A 17,207-nucleotide genomic window follows, 5' to 3' on the forward strand; every position below is an offset into this window, starting at 1 on the left:
CGCCTATCGGAGCGGTCGGCGCGCCCGTGCCAGGTACGGCGCGGTGCGGCTGCCCTCCGCGCGCGCCACCTCCGCGGGCGGGCCCGCCGCCACCACGAGTCCGCCGCGGTCGCCACCGCCGGGGCCGAGGTCGATGACCCAGTCCGCGCCCGCGACCACCGCCATGTCGTGCTCGACGACGACCACGGAGTTGCCGCCGTCGACCAGTTCGTGCAGGCGGTGGGTGAGGACCTCCACGTCGGCCGGGTGCAGGCCGGTCGTGGGCTCGTCCAGGAGGTAGAGCGTGTGGCCACGCCGGACGCGCTGCAACTCGCTCGCCAGCTTGATGCGTTGGGCCTCGCCGCCCGAGAGCTCCGTGGCGGGCTGGCCGAGGCGCAGATAGCCGAGGCCGACGTCGAGGAGCGTGCGCAGGCTGCGCACGACGGCCGGGGTGTCGGCGAAGAAGTCCGCGGCGGCCTCGACGGTCAGGTCGAGGACCTCCGCGATGTTCCGTCCCTGGTACGTCACTTCGAGAGTCTCGGGGTTGTAGCGGGCGCCCGCGCAGTCGGGGCACGGCGCGTACGTGCTCGGCAGGAAGAGCAGCTCCACGCTGACGAAGCCCTCGCCCTGGCAGGTCTCGCAGCGGCCGCCCGCCACGTTGAAGGAGAACCGGCCCACCCCGTAACCGCGCTCCTTCGACGTGTCCGTGGCCGCGAAGACCTTGCGCACGACGTCGAAGAGGCCCGTGTACGTGGCGAGGTTGGAGCGCGGGGTGCGCCCGATCGGCTTCTGGTCGACACACACCAGCCGTCCGACCCCCGGCAGCTCCTCGGTGATCTCGCCGACGAGCGTGGACTTGCCCGAACCCGACACACCCGTGACGGCGGTGAAGGCGCCGAGCGGGATCTCCGCCGTCACTCCGCGCAGGTTGTGCCGGGCGACCGGGCCGACCTTCAACCAGCCCTGCGGAGTGCGCACGTCACGGGCGGACGGGGCCGCGCGGTCGAAGAGGAAGCGGGCCGTCGCCGACTCGTCGACGCCTTCGAGTTCCGCCACCGGACCGCTGTGCAGGACCCGCCCGCCGTGCTCGCCCGCCTGCGGCCCGACGTCGACGAGCCAGTCGGCGTGCCGTACGACATCGAGGTGGTGCTCCACGACGAAGACGGAGTTGCCCGCCGCCTTGAGCCGGTCCAGGACCGTCAACAGGGCCTCAGTGTCGGCCGGATGCAGTCCCGCCGACGGCTCGTCCAGGACGTACACGACCCCGAAGAGCCCCGAGCGCAGCTGCGTCGCGAGGCGCAGGCGCTGCAGTTCGCCCGCCGACAGGGTGGGCGTGGCGCGGTCCGGGCTGAGGTAACCGAGACCGAGCTCGGTGACGGTCGCGATGCGCGCGAGGAGGTCCTCCGTCAGGACACGCGCCGTCTCGGACGTGTCCGCGGCCCCGGCCAGGGCCTCGGCGAGCTCGGACAGCGGCAGCGCGGCGAGTTCGGCGATCGTGCGGCCCGCGAATGTCACCGCCATCGCCTCCGGACGCAGCCTGCTCCCGCCGCACCCGGGGCACGGCGCGCTCGCGAGGAACCGCTCGGCCTTCGCGCGCAGCGTCTGGCTCTTGGAGTCCGCGAAGGTCTTCAGGACGTAGCGCCGGGCGCTCATGTACGTGCCCTGGTAGGGGCGGTGGATCCGGCCCGCCTCGCGCACCGGGTGCACCGTCACCACGGGCTGCTCGTCCGTGAACAGGATCCAGTCGCGCTCCGACTGCGGGAGTTCGCGCCACGGCCGGTCCACGTCGTATCCGAGCGCGTCGAGGACATCGCGCAGGTTCTTGCCCTGCCACGCCCCGGGCCAGGCCGCGATGGCGCCCTCGCGGATGGACAGCGACGGGTCGGGGACGAGCAGTTCCTCGGTGGTGCGGTGCACGCGGCCGAGGCCGTGGCACTCGGGGCAGGCGCCGGCCGCCGTGTTGGGCGAGAAGGCGTCCGAGTCGAGCCGCTCGGCGCCCTCCGGGTAGCGGCCCGCGCGCGAGAAGAGCATGCGCAGGGAGTTGGACAGGGTGGTGACCGTGCCGACTGAGGAGCGGGACGTCGGCGCCGAGCGGCGCTGCTGGAGCGAGACGGCGGGCGGCAGACCGGTGATCTCGCCGACCTTCGGCGCACCCACCTGGTGGATCAGACGCCGCGCGTACGGGGCGACGGACTCGAAGTACCGCCGCTGCGCCTCCGCGTAGATCGTGCCGAACGCGAGCGACGACTTTCCGGAGCCGGACACGCCCGTGAAGACGACCAGGACATCACGCGGAATGTCCACGTCGACGCCCTGCAGATTGTGCTCCCGGGCGCCCCGGACGCGTACGAACGGATCGTGAGGGCTGTGCATGGGCGGGGCTCCGTACGCGGCTCGGGGGCAAACCCCACGATTCTAGTCCGCGTGCTCGACCCGCTGCCAATCGTGCCGCCGTTCGCCGCGCGCCCGCCGATCGGCTGTATCGGAGAAAGCATTTCTCCTTACCCTGTCCGGTCGTGCCCCGGTATTCAATTGCCGATGGACGCTTGAATTCCTCCCGCTCGTCGTGTCAGCCGTCGCGCCGCACCGTCCGCAGTTCCCGCGCCGCCGCCGCGTCCGGGCACCCCGCGAGGCCCAGCGCGTCCCGGAACTCGTCCGCCAGCAGGTCGAGGACCCGCCGCACCCCGCCCTCGCCGCCCGCGGCAAGACCCCAGAGCGCGGGCCTGCCGACGAGGACGCCGGACGCGCCGAGCGCCAGGGCTCGCAGCACGTCCGTACCGCAGCGGATGCCGCTGTCCATGAGGACCTCGCAGCGTCCGGCCACCCGGCCGACCACGTCCGGCAGCGCGTCGACGCTCGGCAGGGCGCCGTCCAGCTGGCGGCCACCGTGATTGGACACCACCACGGCGTCCACCCCGCACTCGACGGCGCGCACCGCGTCCTCGGCCGCCAGGATCCCCTTCAGGACCAGCGGCAGCCGGGTGTGTTCCCGCAGCGCCTCCACCGACGACCACGTCAGGGCGGGCGAGAACACGGCCGCCGTGTGCGCGGCCAACGCGGACGCGCGACCGGACGGTGCCCTGTGCGCCGCGGACGGGCCTTCCTCCAGGTGGGCGGCGCGCACATGGTCCGGCAGCGCGAACCGGTTGCGTACGTCGCGCAGGCGCCGCCCCATCCACGGCACGTCGACCGTGAGCATGACCGCCGTCGCGCCGGCGTCCTCGGCGCGGCGGACCAGGTCGAGGGAGCGTTCGGTGTCGCGCAGCCAGTAGAGCTGGAACCAGACGTCCCCGCCCAGTGCCGTGAGCGCTTCCACGGGGACGCTGCTGAGGGTGCTCACGGTGAACGGCACCCCGGCAGCCCGCGCCGCTCGGGCGGCGGCCGGCTCCCCCGCGGGGTGCACGAGCCGCTGGTAGGCGACCGGCGCGAGCGCGAGGGGCAGCCGGGCCGGACGCCCGAGCAGTGTGGTCCCCGTCGTGCACCCCGACACGTCCCTGAGCACGCGCGGGACGACGAACACCCGGTCCAGCGCGGTGCGGTTGGCGTCGAGCGTCACCTCGGCGCCGCTTCCCCCGGCGACGAAGTCGCGGACAGCGGCGGGCAGTACGGCGGCGGCGGCGCGCTCGGCGTCGGCGAGGCAGCGCAGATCCTCGGGGCGTACGGCGCGGTCAGCGCTGGTCGAATCCATGCTGCTTGGTCCGCTCCAGCTCCACCGCCTCGTAGAGCGCCTTGATGTTCGCGCTGCCGAAGGTCGCCGCTCCCTGGCGCTCGATGACCTCGAAGAACAGCGTCTTCCGCGGATGGGTCGACGCGGTGAAGATCTGGAAGAGCCGCCCGTCGTGGTCCTCGTCCGCGAGGACGTGCGTCGACCGCAGATCGGCCAGCCGCTCCTCGCCCAGGTCCACGCGCTGCCCGAGCAGGTCGTAGTACGACGCCGGGGTGCGCAGGAACGAGACGCCGCGCCCGGCCAGCGCCCGCACCGATTCCACCGCGTCCCGCGAGGAGAACGCCAGGTGCTGCACGCCCGCGCCCTGATGGCCCTTGAGGAACTCGTCGATCTGCCCCGTGGCGGCCGAGGTGTCCGGCTCGATGAGGGTGAGGGTCACCGTGCCGGACCGGCTCTGCACGACCTTCGACTCCATGGCCTGCGCGCCCACGACGATGTGCTCCTCGAAGACGAACCGGAAACCAAGGGCGTCGCGGTAGTACGCGACCATCGCGTCGAGGTCACCCGCGGGCAGACACACGGCGACGTGGTCGAGCTCCGACAGGCCGACGGCGGCGGCCCGTTCGGCGTTCGACTCCGCGCCCTCCACGGGCACGTGGCCGGCGGGCAGCCCGGGTCCTTCGTCGGGACCGCGGCGGACGAGTGTGTGGACCAGGTCGCCGAAACCGCGGAACGCCGCGGGCTCCTCGGCGCCGCTCTCCGTACGCTGCCGCGGGAAGCGGTGGGCGATCGCGCCGCGCGCGAGCCCCGCGTGGAAGGCGGCGTCGGGGTCCGCGGTGCGCAGCGCGATGTCCGCGACGCCGTCCCCGTGGCTCATGACGTAGGCGGACGCGGGATGCAGCTCGGACGTCGCCTGGGTCAGTACGAGGGTGATCCGTCCGTGTCGCACGGTGACGCCGCGGTGCTCCGCGGAGGTGCCGGTGCCGACGACCGTGAAGGCGTACCGGTCGGTCCAGTGGGCGACCGCCGCCTCCAGGTCCTCGACGTACATCTCCACGTAGTCGATGGAGAGATCCGCGAGCGGATCCGCTGCTTCGGGTGATTCCGCTGATTCTGCTGCTTCCGGTATATCCCTCATGAGTGTCTCCAGATCCGGAGAGAAATGAGCTTCTGGACTCTACGATCCGCTTTCGGATCTGGCCACGCGCGCAATGGACGGCCCATGGGTGTCCAAGACGCGTAGCGTCCAAGAAACCGAAGGGAAAATGTGGGGCGGGATTCCGGCCGTAAAATCGGCGGGCCTTTCCGTTTATGGGCGGTGCCTTTTCGAACGGGTGCTACACCGACGTGGCGTCGGTGAAGGCGGGCCCCTAGCGGGCCGCCCTGAGCCACGCCCCCGACCCGCACCGCTACATCGGCGGGCATCCGCTCGCGGGCCGTGAGCGCGCCGGCCCGCTCGCCGCCCGCGCCGACCTCTTCCGCGACCGCAACTGGGTGCTCACGCCGTCCCGGCTGACCACGGACGACGCCTTCGACCGGGCTCTGGAGCTGGTCGCCCTGTGTGAGGCCGTCCCGGTCGTGGTGCGCAGCCAGAACCACGACGCGGCGGTGGCCGTGACCTCTCACGTGCCCCACCTCATGGCCGGCCTGATGGCCGCGAGGCTGTGCGAGGGCCCGGCCGACGTGCCCAGCCTCGCCGGACAGGGGCTGCGCGACGCCACCCCGCCTCGTACCGGTGCTCGACGAGCTTGCCCGGCCCGGCGGCGGGCGCGACCACGGCATGCTCACCCTCGTGGACCTCCTCGACCGGGGCGTCTCCGGGCTCGCGGAGATCCCGGACACCCGGCCGGACGCGACGGGCCGGGCCAGTCGGGTGTGGGTCGCCGTCGCTGACCGCCCCGGAGAGCTGGCGCGGCTGCTCACCGCCGCGGCGGAGGCGGGAGCTGCCGCGGACGACGCCCGCGTCGAGAGTGCGGGCCCGGCGGGCGGTGTCGACGGTGCGGACGACGCGGGCGGTGCGTCCGTCTCGCGGTTCGTCGTACGCTTCGGCGTTCCGGCCCGGACCGCCGACCGGCTCGTGGCCGTGCTCGACGCCGGGGGCTGGGATGTCGTACGAGAAGACCCCCACGGCTCCGCCGACGCGCTCGACCGCGACCTCGATGGAGTGCCGCTCGCGGACACGGTCCGATCCGGCCGTCGCCCACCGTCACCGTCGGCGAGCATGTTCACGCGTGTCCGTGCGTGTCCGTGTCTGTCCGCCCCTGTCCAAGTGTGCGAATCGGTCGGTTGGACGCGCTGTTGGTCCGTCGAGAACCGTGTGACTCTGAGCGACGGATGGCACTTTCCCGATAACTTCCGGACGCCTGGGAGACATTCATGCCGGAACAGACCGAGGACGCGGATCAGGGTGGCGCGTCGGCCGCGAACCGCGAGGCGTTCGAGCGCAGGGGACTGCGCCAGGGCGGCCCGCCGACTCCCGGGCCGCCCGACACCACCGTGAAGGTCCTCGGCCGCGTGTGGTCGGCGCCCCTGGTCGTCGGACCGCTCGCCGCCCCCGCACGGCCCGGCGGTGAACTCGCCGTGGTCCGGGCCGCAGGAGCTGCCCAACTCCCTTGCGTTGTCGGCGCCTTCGCCGAGCGGACCTTCGCCGAACTCGGCTCGGCGACCGAGGTCCCGCCGTGGCTGCGCACCTACGCCTTCCGCGCGCACGCCACCGAACGGCACCTCGCCGAACGCGCCGAGGACGCCGGATTCGGCGCCGTCCTCCTCGCCGTGGGCGGCCTCGACGACATCCGCCTCAAACGGGCCGCCGCCCCCGCCAACCTGACGGAGCGGGGGCCACTGGGCGACGTACGCTCCCTGCTCACCGCCCACGCCGACTGGGCCGATGTGGAACGTCTCCGCGCCACCACGACCCTGCCGCTGCTCGTCGCCGGGGTACGGACCACGTCCGACGCGCGGCGCGCCCTCGACAGCGGTGCCGACGGTGTCGTCGTCACCTCGCTCGACGCGCTCCCCGGCATCGCGGAGACCGTCGGGGGGCGTTGCCCCGTCCTCCTGAGCGGCGGTGTCCGGCGCGGTGCCGACGTGCTGACGGCGGTCGCGGACGGCGCCGACGCGGTGTTCGCGGGGCGCCCCGTCCTGCACGGGCTGCGGTCCTGCGGGCGGGCGGGCGTGGCGGAGGTCCTCGATGGCCTCGTCCGGGAGCTTGGCGACGCGATGACGTTCACCGGCACCGCCACGGTCGCGGACATCGGCCCCGGCCTGGTCCGCACCGGACCCCGCCCGGCAGCCGACCCGGCGCCGCCCCCGGCCACCCGGCCGCTGCGGAGGGCCGAACTCCACGCCAGCGTGTCCGACCCCGTCCTGGACACCATGACGTTCCTCAACGAGATCACCACCCGCTACCCCGAGGCGATCTCCTTCGCGCCGGGCCGCCCCTACGACGGGTTCTTCGACAGCGAGCAGATCTTCACCCACCTGCGCAGGTACCTGAACCACCTGGAGGAACAGGGAAGTTCGCCGCAGCAGGTGCGGACCGCCATGTACCAGTACGGACCCACGGCGGGCCTCATCCGCGAGATCATCGCCGAATCGCTGCGCGCCGACGAGAACATCGACGTACCGGCCGGGTCCATCGTGGTGACGGTCGGCGCGCAGGAAGCCATGCTCCTCGTGCTGCGCGCCCTGATCACGGGCCCCGACGACGTGCTCCTCGTCTCCAGCCCCTGCTACGTCGGCATCACCGGCGCGGCCCGCCTCCTGGACGTCGCCGTGACCCCGGTGGACGAGCGCGAGGACGGCGTGTCCTGCGCCGACCTGGAGGCGGTGATCAGGAGCGAACGGGCCCGCGGACGCAGGCCCCGCGCCTTCTACGTCGTCCCCGACCACTCGAACCCGTCGGGCACCACCATGGGCCCGCGGGCCCGCGCCGAACTCCTCGAACTCGCCGCGCGGCACGGCATCCTGATCATCGAGGACAGCCCGTACCGTCTGGTCAGCCCCGGCCCGCCGCTGCCGACCCTGAAGTCCCAGGACCCCGCCCACACGGTCGTGCACATCGGCTCCTTCTCCAAGACGGTGTTCCCCGGCGCCCGCGTCGGGTTCGTCGTCGCCGACCAGCCCGTCGTCGACGCGTCCGGACGCACCGGGCTGCTCGCCGACGAACTCGCCAAGATCAAGAGCATGGTGACGGTCAACACCTCGTCGCTCAGCCAGGCAGCCGTGGCGGGCACGCTCCTCGCGGCGGGCGGGAAGGTCTCGGAGCTCAACAGCGCGGCGGCCGCGTACTACGGCGACGCCATGCGGGCCACGCTCAGGGAGCTCGGCGCGCACCTTTCCCCGGGGCGCCGCGAGGCCCTGGGCGTGCGGTGGAACGAACCCACCGGCGGCTTCTTCCTCACCCTGCGGGTGCCGTTCCGCGCGGACAACGACGCGCTGATCCGCTCGGCGCAGGACTTCGGTGTCATCTGGACACCGATGACGTACTTCCATCCCGGCGGCGGTGGCCTGCACGGCATCCGCCTGTCGACCAGCTATCTGACGCCCGCCCAGATCAGCGAGGGCGTCGCACGGCTCGTGCGGTTCATCGAGTCCGAGACCGCATGACCCCGCGCCACACACGACTCCGCCCCACGAGAAGGGACCTGACCGTGACCGGCACCACGCGGCATCTGCGCAGCAAACCACGTATGTGGGGGTGGACCTTCCGATGACCACGGCCCCGGCCACCCGCCCCCGCATCACCGGAGTGGGCACCGCCGTCACTCCCGCCTCCTACTCGCAGCAGGAAGTGCTCGACGCCTTCGGGATCACCGACCCCAAAGTGCGTTCCGTCTTCCTCAACAGCGCCATCGAGCGCCGCAACCTCACCCTCCCGGCGCGGGACGCACACGGCGTCCGCACCCCCGAGTCCCAGGGCGACCTGCTCGACAAGCACAAGGCACTGGCCCTGGAGATGGGGGGCGAGGCCCTGCGCGCCTGCCTGAAGGAAGCGGGCGCCGAACTGTCCGACCTCCGCCACCTGTGCTGCGTGACCTCCACCGGCCTCCTCACGCCCGGCGTCAGCGCCCTGCTCATCCGCGAACTGGGCATCGACCGCCACTGTTCGCGGACCGACATCGTCGGCATGGGCTGCAACGCCGGCCTCAACGCACTCGGCGTGGTGGCCGGCTGGGCCACCGCCCACCCCGGTGAACTCGCCGTCGTGCTCTGCGTGGAGGCGTGCTCCGCCGCCTACACGGTCGACTCGACGATGCGGACGGCGGTCGTGAACAGCCTGTTCGGCGACGGCGCTGCGGCAGTCGCCCTGCTGGCCGGCGAGAGCCCCGCGCCCTCCCCGGCGGGGGCCGAGCCGCCCACCGTCCTGAAGTTCGCGAGCTGCGTCATCCCCGAAGCGGTCGACGCCATGCGCTACGACTGGGACCGCGTCCAGGGCCGGTTCAGCTTCTTCCTCGACCCGCAGATCCCGTACGTGGTGGGCGCGCACGCCGAACTCGTCGTCGACCGCCTGCTCGCGGACACGGGGCTGCGCAGGAGCGACATCCGGCACTGGCTGGTCCACTCCGGGGGCAAGAAGGTCATCGACGCGGTCGTGGTCAACCTCGGCCTGACCCGCCACGACGTGCGCCACACGGTCGGTGTGCTGCGCGACCACGGGAACGTGTCCAGCGGCTCGTTCCTGTTCTCGTACGAACGTCTCCTCGAAGAGGGCGTCGCGCGACCCGGCGAGTACGGAGTGCTCATGACGATGGGTCCGGGCTCCACGATCGAGACGGCGCTGATCCGATGGTGAGGACGGGAGAGGCCATGCACCCTCTGTACGCACTGGAACTGGACGGCTCCGAGCCGATCTCGGCCACCGCCGTCAAGGCGGTCTCCGCCCTCTGCGACCGCGCCGAGGACGCGGAAGGCACGGGTGCCCGCAGCCCCGTCGTGGCCGTCCACGTCACCGGCGCGCCTGCCGACGGCTGGGCCGGGAGCCTCGACGTCATGCTGGTCACCAAGTGGGAGCGTGCGCTGCGCCGCCTGGAGCGGCTGCCCGTCGCCACGGTCGCCGTGGCGCACGGCGACTGCGGGGGCACCGCGCTTGAGACGTTCCTCGCCGCCGACGTCCGCGTCGCCACCCCGGACACCCGGCTGCTGCTCCCACGCGACGCGACGGCGACCTGGCCGGGAATGGCCGGCTACCGCCTGGTGCGGCTCGCCGGAGTCGCCCGGACCCGCGGGGCACTCCTGTTCGGGCGTCCGGTCCAGGCCGCCGAGGCGCTCGCCCTCGGCGTCGTGGACGAGCTGACCGACGACCCGGCGGCGGCGGTGGCGGCCGCGGCCGCGCTCGTCGGCGACCTGTCCGGCAAGGAGATCGCGATCCGGCGGCAGCTGATGTTCGACGCGGCGACCACCGGCTTCGAGGACGCGCTCGGCGCCCACCTCGCGGCCTGCGACCGGGCGCTGCGGCAAGGTGCGGCGCCGGAGACAGCGGCGGAGGCGTGATGAGCGCCTCCGTGCAGACCGTCTGGTTCGGGCTCCTCGCGTCGTCCGGAGCCCCGGCCCGCGTCGACGACCTCGTGGCCGCCCTGCCGGAACCGCCCGCACGCACCCCCGCGCAACGCGCGCGGATCGCGGCGGCGAAGGACGCGGCGCGCGCCCTGCGGTCCGCCTTCCTCGACACGCACGCGGACGCCGTGTACGCCCTGCTGACCACGGACCGCGCCGAGTCCCCGCGCATCGACGCACTCCTCGACGCCGCCGCCGCGGCGTTCCCGGGGCTCGTGCCCGACGAGAAGCTGCTCGCCGCCGAGCGGAGCAAGCCGCAGGCGGCCAAAGAGGGGCACGAGATCGACCAGGGCATCTTCCTGCGCGCCGTGCTCCGCTCCGCGTACGCGGGACCGCACCTGCTCGACGCCATGCTCCGGCCGACCCCCCGCGCCCTGGCGCTCCTGGACGAGTTCACGCGCACCGGGGCGGTGGAGATGGAGTCCGTGCGCGTCGAGCGGGGCGGCGACGGAGTGGCCCGGCTGACCATGTGCAGGGACGACTGCCTGAACGCCGAGGACGTCCGGCAGGTCGACGACATGGAGACCGCCGTCGACCTCGCCCTGCTCGACCCGGCCGTGCGCGTCGGTCTGGTGCGCGGCGGCGAGATGCGCCACCCGCGCTACCGCGGCAGGCGCGTGTTCAGCGCCGGCATCAACCTCAAGAGCCTCAGCTCAGGGGACATCCCGCTCCTGGGGTTCCTGCTGCGCCGCGAACTCGGCTACCTCCACAAACTCGTCCGCGGGATCCGGACTGATCACCCCGGGCAGTGGCACGCGCCGTGTGTGGAGAAGCCGTGGGTCGCCGCCGTCGACGGATTCGCCATCGGCGGCGGCACCCAGGTCCTGCTGGCCTGCGACCACGTCCTCGCCGCCTCCGACGCCTATCTGAGCCTCCCCGCGGCGAAGGAGGGGATCATTCCCGGCGTCGCCAACTTCCGGTTCGGCAGGTACGCCGGGCCGCGCCTGTCCCGGCAGGTCATCCTCGAAGGCCGCCGCATCAGGGCGACCGAGCCCGACGCGCGGCTCCTCGTCGACGAGGTCGTGGAGCCCGAGGACATGGACGCCGCCGTCGAGGCGAGCCTGGCACGGCTCGACGGCGACGCGGTCCTCGCCAACCGGCGCATGCTCAACCTCGCCGAGGAGCCGCCCGACGCGTTCCGCGCGTACATGGCGGAGTTCGCGCTGCAACAGGCTCTGCGCATCTACGGACAGGACGTCATCGACAAGGTCGGCCGGTTCGCCGCGGCCTCGCCGAGCGCCCGGTGAGGGGACACCGCGATGCCGATCGCCCGGATCAACGGGACCTGTCTCGGTTACGACGAGTACGGCACCGGGGAGCCGGTGGTCATGGTCACCGGCACCGGCGCGCCAGGACGCATGTGGCGGACGCACCAGGTGCCGGCCCTCACCGCCGCAGGCCACCGGGTGATCACCCTCGACAACCGGGGCATCCCGCCGAGTGATCCGTGCCCCGAGGGGTTCACGCTCGCCGACATGGTGGCTGACGTCGCGGGGCTCATCGAGCATCTGGGGGAGGGGGCGTGCAGGATCGTCGGGTACTCGCTCGGCGCGATCGCCGTCCAGGAACTCCTGCTGGCCCGCCCCGACCTCGTCCACCAGGCCGTCCTGATGGCCACGAGCGGCCGCACGGACGCCCTGACCGCGGCGATGACCGCCGCCGACCTGGAACTCAGCGACGCCGGCGGCAAACTCCCGCCCCGTTTCGCCGCCTACGTACAGGCCCTGCAGAACCTCTCCCCGCGCACCCTCAACGACGAGGAGCGGCTGCGGGACTGGCTGGCCGTCTTCGAGATGTCCGCCGTGGACATGACGGGCGTACGCGGGCAGCTCGGCCTGCAACTCGTCCCCGACCGGCTGGCCGCGTACCGGAACATCACCAGGCGCTGTCTGGTCATCGGGTTCCAGGACGACCTCGTGGTCCGCCCGCACCTGTCCCGTGAGGTCGCGCGGTCCATTCCCGGCAGCCTCTATACCGAGATTCCGGGGTGCGGCCACTACGGATATCTGGAGCGGCCCGCCGAAGTGAATTCAGCGATCACCGGCTTCTTCGCCGGCCGGCACCCGTGAAAAGCGCGCTTTCTGGACGGCCTTGTCGGCCCCGGACCGCCCGGCTAGCGTGAAACACGTCCTGCCGACGGAAATTGATCGGAGTGGTTATGCCGAACCCGTTCGACGACGAAAACGGCACGTTCCTGGTTCTCGTCAACGAGGAGAACCAGCATTCGCTCTGGCCCGCCTTCGCCGAAGTCCCGGCCGGCTGGCGGACCGTGTTCGGAGAAGACACGCGGAAGGCCTGCCTGGACTACATCGAGGAGAACTGGACGGACATGCGTCCACAGAGCCTCATCGACGAGATGGAGAAGTCCGCAGCCGCCGGCTAGGCGTACCCCGACCGGAACGACAACGAAAACAGGAGGTTTTCGTGGCCATGATCGGCGGCCCGGGGCCGGTACTGATGCGGGGGATGGGTCCCGACGAGGCGGTGACCAAGCAGAAAATCAAGCGCGGCACGGCCAAGCGAATCCTCCCCTATACGAAACCGTATCGCTTCAACATAGGCGTTCTCCTGGTCGTCACCGTGCTCAACGCGTGCAACGTGGTGGCCACTCCCATTCTGTTCAAGTACCTCATCGACGACGGCATCGTCGCCAGGGACACCTCGGTGGTCGTGTGGATCTCCGTGGCGGTCGCCGTCCTCGCCCTGTTCAGCACCGTCTTCGGCTTCGCGGAGGCCTGGTACTCGGGCCGCGTCAGCGAAGGGCTCATCTACGACCTGCGCACCAAGATCTTCGACCATGTGCAGCGACAGCCGCTGGCGTTCTTCACCCGCGCCCAGACCGGGTCCCTCGTCAGCCGCCTCAACACCGATGTCGTCGGCGCCCAACAGGCCGTCACCGCCCTGCTGTCCACGGTGATCTCCGCCGGACTGACCCTGATCCTCGTCCTCGGCGCGATGTTCTACCTGTCCTGGGTGGTCACCGTCGTCTCCCTCGTGGTGATCCCGCTCTTCATCCTGCCGGGCCGTGTCGTCGGCCGCAGGCTGCAGCGGATCATGCGCGAGCACATGCAGGTCAACGCCGAGGTCGGCTCGTTCATGAACGAGCGCTTCAACGTCACCGGCGCCCTGCTCGCCAAGCTGTACGGCCGCCCCGCCAGTGAGACGGGCATGTTCTCCCGGCTGGCCCGCAAGGGCCGCGACCTGGGAGTCCTGACCTCCGTCTACGGCAAGATGCTCTTCCTTACGATGACGCTCGTCGGCGCCATCGCCACCGCACTCGTGTACGGCATCGGCGGCGCCCTCGTCATCGAGGGCACGTTCCAGATCGGCACCCTGGTGGCCCTCGCGACCCTGCTCACCCGGCTGATGGGCCCGATCAACCAGCTGTCCAGCGCCCAGACGAGCGTCCTCACGGCCCTCGTCAGCTTCGACCGGCTCTTCGAGATCCTCGACCTGAAACCGCTCATCTCCGAGAAGGAGAACGCGGTGCCGCTGCCCGCCGCCTCGGCCACGGCAGCCGCCGACGGCAGCCGCACGGCACCGGAGGTCACGTTCGAGAACGTCTCGTTCCGCTACCCGAAGGCCGCGGACGTCTCGCTCGCCTCCCTGGAGTCCATCGCCCTGCCCGCGCAGGAACGCACGCAGAACACATGGACGCTGCGCGACCTGACCTTCACCGTCCCGGCGGGCAGACTCACCGCCCTGGTCGGCCCGTCGGGCGCGGGCAAGACCACCATCACCCACCTGGTGCCGCGCCTCTACGACCCCGTCGAGGGCGTCATCCGGATCGGCGGCCACGACATCCGCGACGTCACCCTGAAGTCGCTGAACGACACCGTCGGCATGGTCACGCAGGACGCGCACCTCTTCCACGCGACCATCCGCGACAACCTCACCTACGCGCGGCCCGACGCCACCGAGCAGGAACTCGTCGACGCGTGCAAGGCGGCACAGATCTGGGACCTGATCTCCTCGCTGCCCGACGGCTTCGACACCGTCGTCGGCGACCGCGGCTACCGCTTCTCCGGCGGCGAGAAGCAGCGCGTCGCGATGGCACGGCTGCTGCTCAAGGCCCCGCCCATCGTCGTGCTCGACGAGGCGACCGCGCACCTCGACTCGGAGTCCGAGGCGGCACTCCAACGCGCCCTGCGGTCCGCACTGAAGGGCCGCACCTCCCTGGTGATCGCCCACCGCCTCTCCACCATCAGGGACGCCGACCAGATCCTGGTCGTCGACAAGGGCCGGGTCCAGGAGCGCGGTACGCACGAGGAGCTCATGCGACTGGACGGCCTGTACGCGGAGTTGTACCGCACGCAGTTCTCCCGCCAGCCCTCCGACAACGGCGACGCACCCGTGCCCGAGCCGGTCGGCGGCCCGCACGGCCCGGGACCGGTGCTCACCGGCGGGCCCGGCGGCCCCGGCGGTCCGATGCCGGGCGGCCCGCACGGCGCCTTCCCCGGCGGGCCGGGCGTCTTCCTCGCGGGACCCGGTGGCGGACCGGGCGGACCCGGTGGGCCGGGTGGACCCGGTGGGCCGGGAGGTCCACGCCACCACCACGGCCCGGGACCCGGCGGTCCACCGCCCCCCGGCCACGGATGAGACCAGCCCTCCCCTCCCCACGGCATCCGCGGCGCGGCACCCCGCGCCGCGGATGCCGTTCCGCCGTACCGGTCCCGCGCGGGCCCCCCGCCGGTAGGCTGAGCGTGGGCGGTGGGCTGTGACCAGTGTGTGACCCCCGCTCGGACATCCTGGTCAGCCATGATCCATCGGGGGGTGGGGCTGTGCGGGTGCTGGTGGCCGAGGACCAGACCGAACTGGCGGACTCCGTGGCCAGAGTGCTGCGCAGGGAAGGCATGGCCGTCGACGTCGTCTACGACGGCGAGGACGCCCTGGAACGCACCTCCGTCGTCGACTACGACGTGGTGGTGCTCGACCGCGACCTCCCCACCGTGCACGGCGACGAGGTGTGCGGAGCGCTGATGGCGGAGCCCGCCCGCACGCGGGTCCTCATGCTCACCGCGTCCGGCACGATCGCGGACCGCGTCGAAGGGCTCAGCCTCGGCGCCGACGACTACCTCCCGAAACCCTTCGCGTACGCCGAACTCGTCGCCCGCGTCCGGGCGGTGGCCCGCCGCGCCCAGCCGGCCGTCCCGCCGATCCTTGTCCACGGCGACCTGCGACTCGACCCCGCCCAGCGCATCGCGACCCGGGCCGGGCACCGACTGGCCCTCACCCCCAAGGAGTTCGCGGTCCTCGAATACCTGCTGGCCGCCCGCGGCCGCGTCGTATCGGCCGAGGAACTCCTGGAACGCGTGTGGGACGAGGCGACCGACCCGTTCACGACGACGGTCAAGGCGACCATCAACAGGCTGCGGCCGAAACTCGGGTCACCGCCGCTGATCGAAACCGTGCCCCGCGGCGGATACCGGATCTGACGATGTGAGCGAGACGGGATGACGATGCGTCTGCGAAGCGCGGCCCGGACGGCCCGGTCACGTACAAACCGGATACACGGCGCCCTCCCCCGAGCAGTCGCGTCCCGCGCCGGACTCGTCTCGCGGCTCGTGCCCCGGCGCGTCCGCATGCGGCTCACCCTCCTGTACGGCCTGCTCTTCGTCATCTCCGGCGCCGTCCTGCTCACGATCACCTACCTGCTGGTCAACCGCCCCACCAGCACCGTCCTCGTCAGCCGCCGCGGAGGCTCCGGATCACCCGGCGATGCGGGCATCCACATGTACACGCGCGACGAGGTCCCCGGTGCGGTCGACCGCTTCGCCCACGCCCAGCAACAGCAGGCGATGCGCCAGCACACCGCCGAGATGCAGCACCTGCTGACCCAGTCCGGCATCGCACTGGCGATCATGTCGGTGATCGCCATCGGCCTCGGCTGGCTCGTCGCGGGCCGGGTCCTGCGCCCCCTGCGCACCATCACCACCACCGTCCAGCGCATCTCCGCGCACAACGTGCACGAACGCCTCGCCGTCGAAGGACCCGGCGACGAGCTGAAGGACCTGGCCGACACCGTCGACGGCCTCCTCGGCCGCCTCGAAACGGCCCTGGACTCCCACAAACGGTTCGTCGCCAACGCGGCACACGAACTGCGCACCCCCCTGACCGTGGAGCACGCACTCCTGGAGGAGTCCCTCATCGACCGGGACGCCACCGTCGATTCCTTCCGCGCGAACTTCGAGCGCCTCCTGACCCTCAGCGAGCAGCAGGCCCGCCTCCTGGAGTCGCTCCTGACCCTCTCCGGCAGCGAACGCGGCCTCGACCGCAGGGAACCCCTCGACCTGGCGGAGCTGACCGGCAACGTGCTGGTCGGCGCCCGCAAGGAGGCCGATCGCCGGAACCTGCGGGTCGAGGCGCACATCCATCCCGCGGGCCTCTGGGGCGACGACGCCCTCATCGAACGTCTCGTCGCCAACCTCGTGGACAACGCCATGGGATACAACGTGCCCGACGGCTGGGTGACGGTCGTGACCGGCGTCAAGGACGGCCTTGCCTTCGTCCGCGTCTCCAACACCGGCCCGCGGATCCCGCCCGCCGGTGTCAGCCGCCTCTTCGAGCCCTTCCAGCGCATCGGCAGGAAAGCCGACAACGGCCATCACGGGCTCGGCCTGTCGATCGTGCGCTCCATCGCCGCCGCACACGACGCGACCCTGAACGCGCACGCGCGGCCGCAGGGCGGCCTCGTCGTGGAAGTCGGCTTCCCCCTGCGGACGACGGCACCGGCCACGGAGACGTACGACGACATGGCCCGCGCCTTGAGCACCGCCCCGGAATAGGGAATGGCCGGGGCGACCCCGTGAATGCCCAGCCCGGACGGTCGCGCCCATTCCTTCCGCGGTCATAGCATCAAATTCTCCGTGCGAGGCCGCGCGCATTTCCCGTGTACGCCTTCCGGCATGCCCGAGCGCGCGCCCGGCTCACCGTCCAAGTGCAAAAACTGCGCGGTTGGACGGCTCTCGCCCTCGTGCGGCCCGGACAGACGGAACAGCCGAGGGAA

General features: G+C 72.0%; 13 protein-coding genes. 10 read left to right on the forward strand and 3 right to left on the reverse strand.

Features of this window, described 5'->3' with window-relative positions:
- Window positions 1-3: 3 nt before the first annotated feature.
- From DEJ47_RS34390 to hppD, 3 genes are all read right to left on the reverse strand, one after another.
- Window positions 4-2,352, reverse strand: a complete 2,349-nt coding sequence (locus DEJ47_RS34390) for an ATP-binding cassette domain-containing protein (protein WP_150175032.1) — start codon at window positions 2,350-2,352, stop codon at window positions 4-6.
- Between the two features lie 196 nt (window positions 2,353-2,548).
- Window positions 2,549-3,667 carry an alpha-hydroxy acid oxidase gene (locus DEJ47_RS34395; protein WP_150175033.1) on the reverse strand — a complete coding sequence of 373 codons (1,119 nt, stop codon included), beginning with the start codon at window positions 3,665-3,667 and terminating at the stop codon, window positions 2,549-2,551.
- The gene (gene hppD, locus DEJ47_RS34400) at window positions 3,648-4,784 is read right to left on the reverse strand and encodes a 4-hydroxyphenylpyruvate dioxygenase (RefSeq protein ID WP_150175034.1); all 1,137 of its coding nucleotides are present in this window, start codon (window positions 4,782-4,784) and stop codon (window positions 3,648-3,650) included. Before hppD ends, DEJ47_RS34395 begins: the two co-directional genes overlap by 20 nt.
- Before the next feature lie 275 nt (window positions 4,785-5,059).
- Here hppD and DEJ47_RS34405 point away from each other — a divergent pair, with 275 nt between their 5' ends.
- The 10 genes from DEJ47_RS34405 to DEJ47_RS34450 all read left to right on the forward strand — a co-directional run bounded on the left by DEJ47_RS34405 (window position 5,060) and on the right by DEJ47_RS34450 (window position 16,986).
- On the forward strand, window positions 5,060-5,539 hold the full coding sequence (locus DEJ47_RS34405) for a prephenate dehydrogenase/arogenate dehydrogenase family protein (RefSeq protein WP_263398932.1): 480 nt from the start codon (window positions 5,060-5,062) through the stop codon (window positions 5,537-5,539).
- A 483-nt stretch (window positions 5,540-6,022) separates the two neighbouring features.
- The gene (locus DEJ47_RS34410) at window positions 6,023-8,254 is read left to right on the forward strand and encodes an aminotransferase class I/II-fold pyridoxal phosphate-dependent enzyme (protein ID WP_150175035.1); all 2,232 of its coding nucleotides are present in this window, start codon (window positions 6,023-6,025) and stop codon (window positions 8,252-8,254) included.
- A gap of 103 nt (window positions 8,255-8,357) precedes the next feature.
- Window positions 8,358-9,440 (forward strand): 3,5-dihydroxyphenylacetyl-CoA synthase DpgA, encoded by a 1,083-nt coding sequence (gene dpgA, locus DEJ47_RS34415; protein WP_150175036.1) that lies wholly within the window; start codon window positions 8,358-8,360, stop codon window positions 9,438-9,440.
- Window positions 9,441-9,454: 14 nt separating this feature from the next.
- Entirely contained in the window at window positions 9,455-10,138 is a 684-nt protein-coding gene (gene dpgB, locus DEJ47_RS34420) for an enoyl-CoA-hydratase DpgB (RefSeq protein WP_150175037.1), read from the forward strand.
- Window positions 10,138-11,448 carry a (3,5-dihydroxyphenyl)acetyl-CoA 1,2-dioxygenase DpgC gene (dpgC, locus tag DEJ47_RS34425; protein WP_150175038.1) on the forward strand — a complete coding sequence of 437 codons (1,311 nt, stop codon included), beginning with the start codon at window positions 10,138-10,140 and terminating at the stop codon, window positions 11,446-11,448. Before dpgB ends, dpgC begins: the two co-directional genes overlap by 1 nt.
- Window positions 11,449-11,460: 12 nt before the next feature.
- Window positions 11,461-12,270, forward strand: a complete 810-nt coding sequence (locus DEJ47_RS34430) for an alpha/beta fold hydrolase (RefSeq protein ID WP_150175039.1) — start codon at window positions 11,461-11,463, stop codon at window positions 12,268-12,270.
- 89 nt (window positions 12,271-12,359) lie between these two features.
- Window positions 12,360-12,584, forward strand: coding sequence for an MbtH family protein (locus DEJ47_RS34435; RefSeq protein WP_150175040.1), 225 nt, complete (start codon window positions 12,360-12,362; stop codon window positions 12,582-12,584).
- A gap of 47 nt (window positions 12,585-12,631) precedes the next feature.
- On the forward strand, window positions 12,632-14,800 hold the full coding sequence (locus DEJ47_RS34440; RefSeq protein ID WP_150176072.1) for an ABC transporter ATP-binding protein: 2,169 nt from the start codon (window positions 12,632-12,634) through the stop codon (window positions 14,798-14,800).
- A 182-nt stretch (window positions 14,801-14,982) separates the two neighbouring features.
- Window positions 14,983-15,636: a response regulator transcription factor gene (locus tag DEJ47_RS34445; protein ID WP_150175041.1), complete on the forward strand. Its 654-nt coding sequence runs from the start codon at window positions 14,983-14,985 to the stop codon at window positions 15,634-15,636.
- Between the two features lie 147 nt (window positions 15,637-15,783).
- On the forward strand, window positions 15,784-16,986 hold the full coding sequence (locus DEJ47_RS34450; RefSeq protein WP_223828616.1) for a sensor histidine kinase: 1,203 nt from the start codon (window positions 15,784-15,786) through the stop codon (window positions 16,984-16,986).
- Window positions 16,987-17,207: the final 221 nt, after the last annotated feature.

It is taken from the genome of Streptomyces venezuelae (assembly GCF_008642355.1).
Taxonomy (GTDB): Bacteria; Actinomycetota; Actinomycetes; order Streptomycetales; family Streptomycetaceae; genus Streptomyces; species Streptomyces venezuelae_B.

Coding starts and splice junctions, on each gene's coding strand:
- DEJ47_RS34410 (WP_150175035.1), top strand. CDS start 6,023: ATGCCGGAACAGACCGAGGACGCGGATCAGGGTGGCGCGTCGGCCGCG.
- DEJ47_RS34430 (WP_150175039.1), top strand. CDS start 11,461: ATGCCGATCGCCCGGATCAACGGGACCTGTCTCGGTTACGACGAGTAC.
- DEJ47_RS34440 (WP_150176072.1), top strand. CDS start 12,632: ATGATCGGCGGCCCGGGGCCGGTACTGATGCGGGGGATGGGTCCCGAC.
- hppD (WP_150175034.1), bottom strand. CDS start 4,784: ATGAGGGATATACCGGAAGCAGCAGAATCAGCGGAATCACCCGAAGCA.
- DEJ47_RS34395 (WP_150175033.1), bottom strand. CDS start 3,667: ATGGATTCGACCAGCGCTGACCGCGCCGTACGCCCCGAGGATCTGCGC.
- dpgB (WP_150175037.1), top strand. CDS start 9,455: ATGCACCCTCTGTACGCACTGGAACTGGACGGCTCCGAGCCGATCTCG.
- DEJ47_RS34390 (WP_150175032.1), bottom strand. CDS start 2,352: ATGCACAGCCCTCACGATCCGTTCGTACGCGTCCGGGGCGCCCGGGAG.
- DEJ47_RS34450 (WP_223828616.1), top strand. CDS start 15,784: ATGCGGCTCACCCTCCTGTACGGCCTGCTCTTCGTCATCTCCGGCGCC.
- dpgC (WP_150175038.1), top strand. CDS start 10,138: ATGAGCGCCTCCGTGCAGACCGTCTGGTTCGGGCTCCTCGCGTCGTCC.
- DEJ47_RS34435 (WP_150175040.1), top strand. CDS start 12,360: ATGCCGAACCCGTTCGACGACGAAAACGGCACGTTCCTGGTTCTCGTC.
- dpgA (WP_150175036.1), top strand. CDS start 8,358: ATGACCACGGCCCCGGCCACCCGCCCCCGCATCACCGGAGTGGGCACC.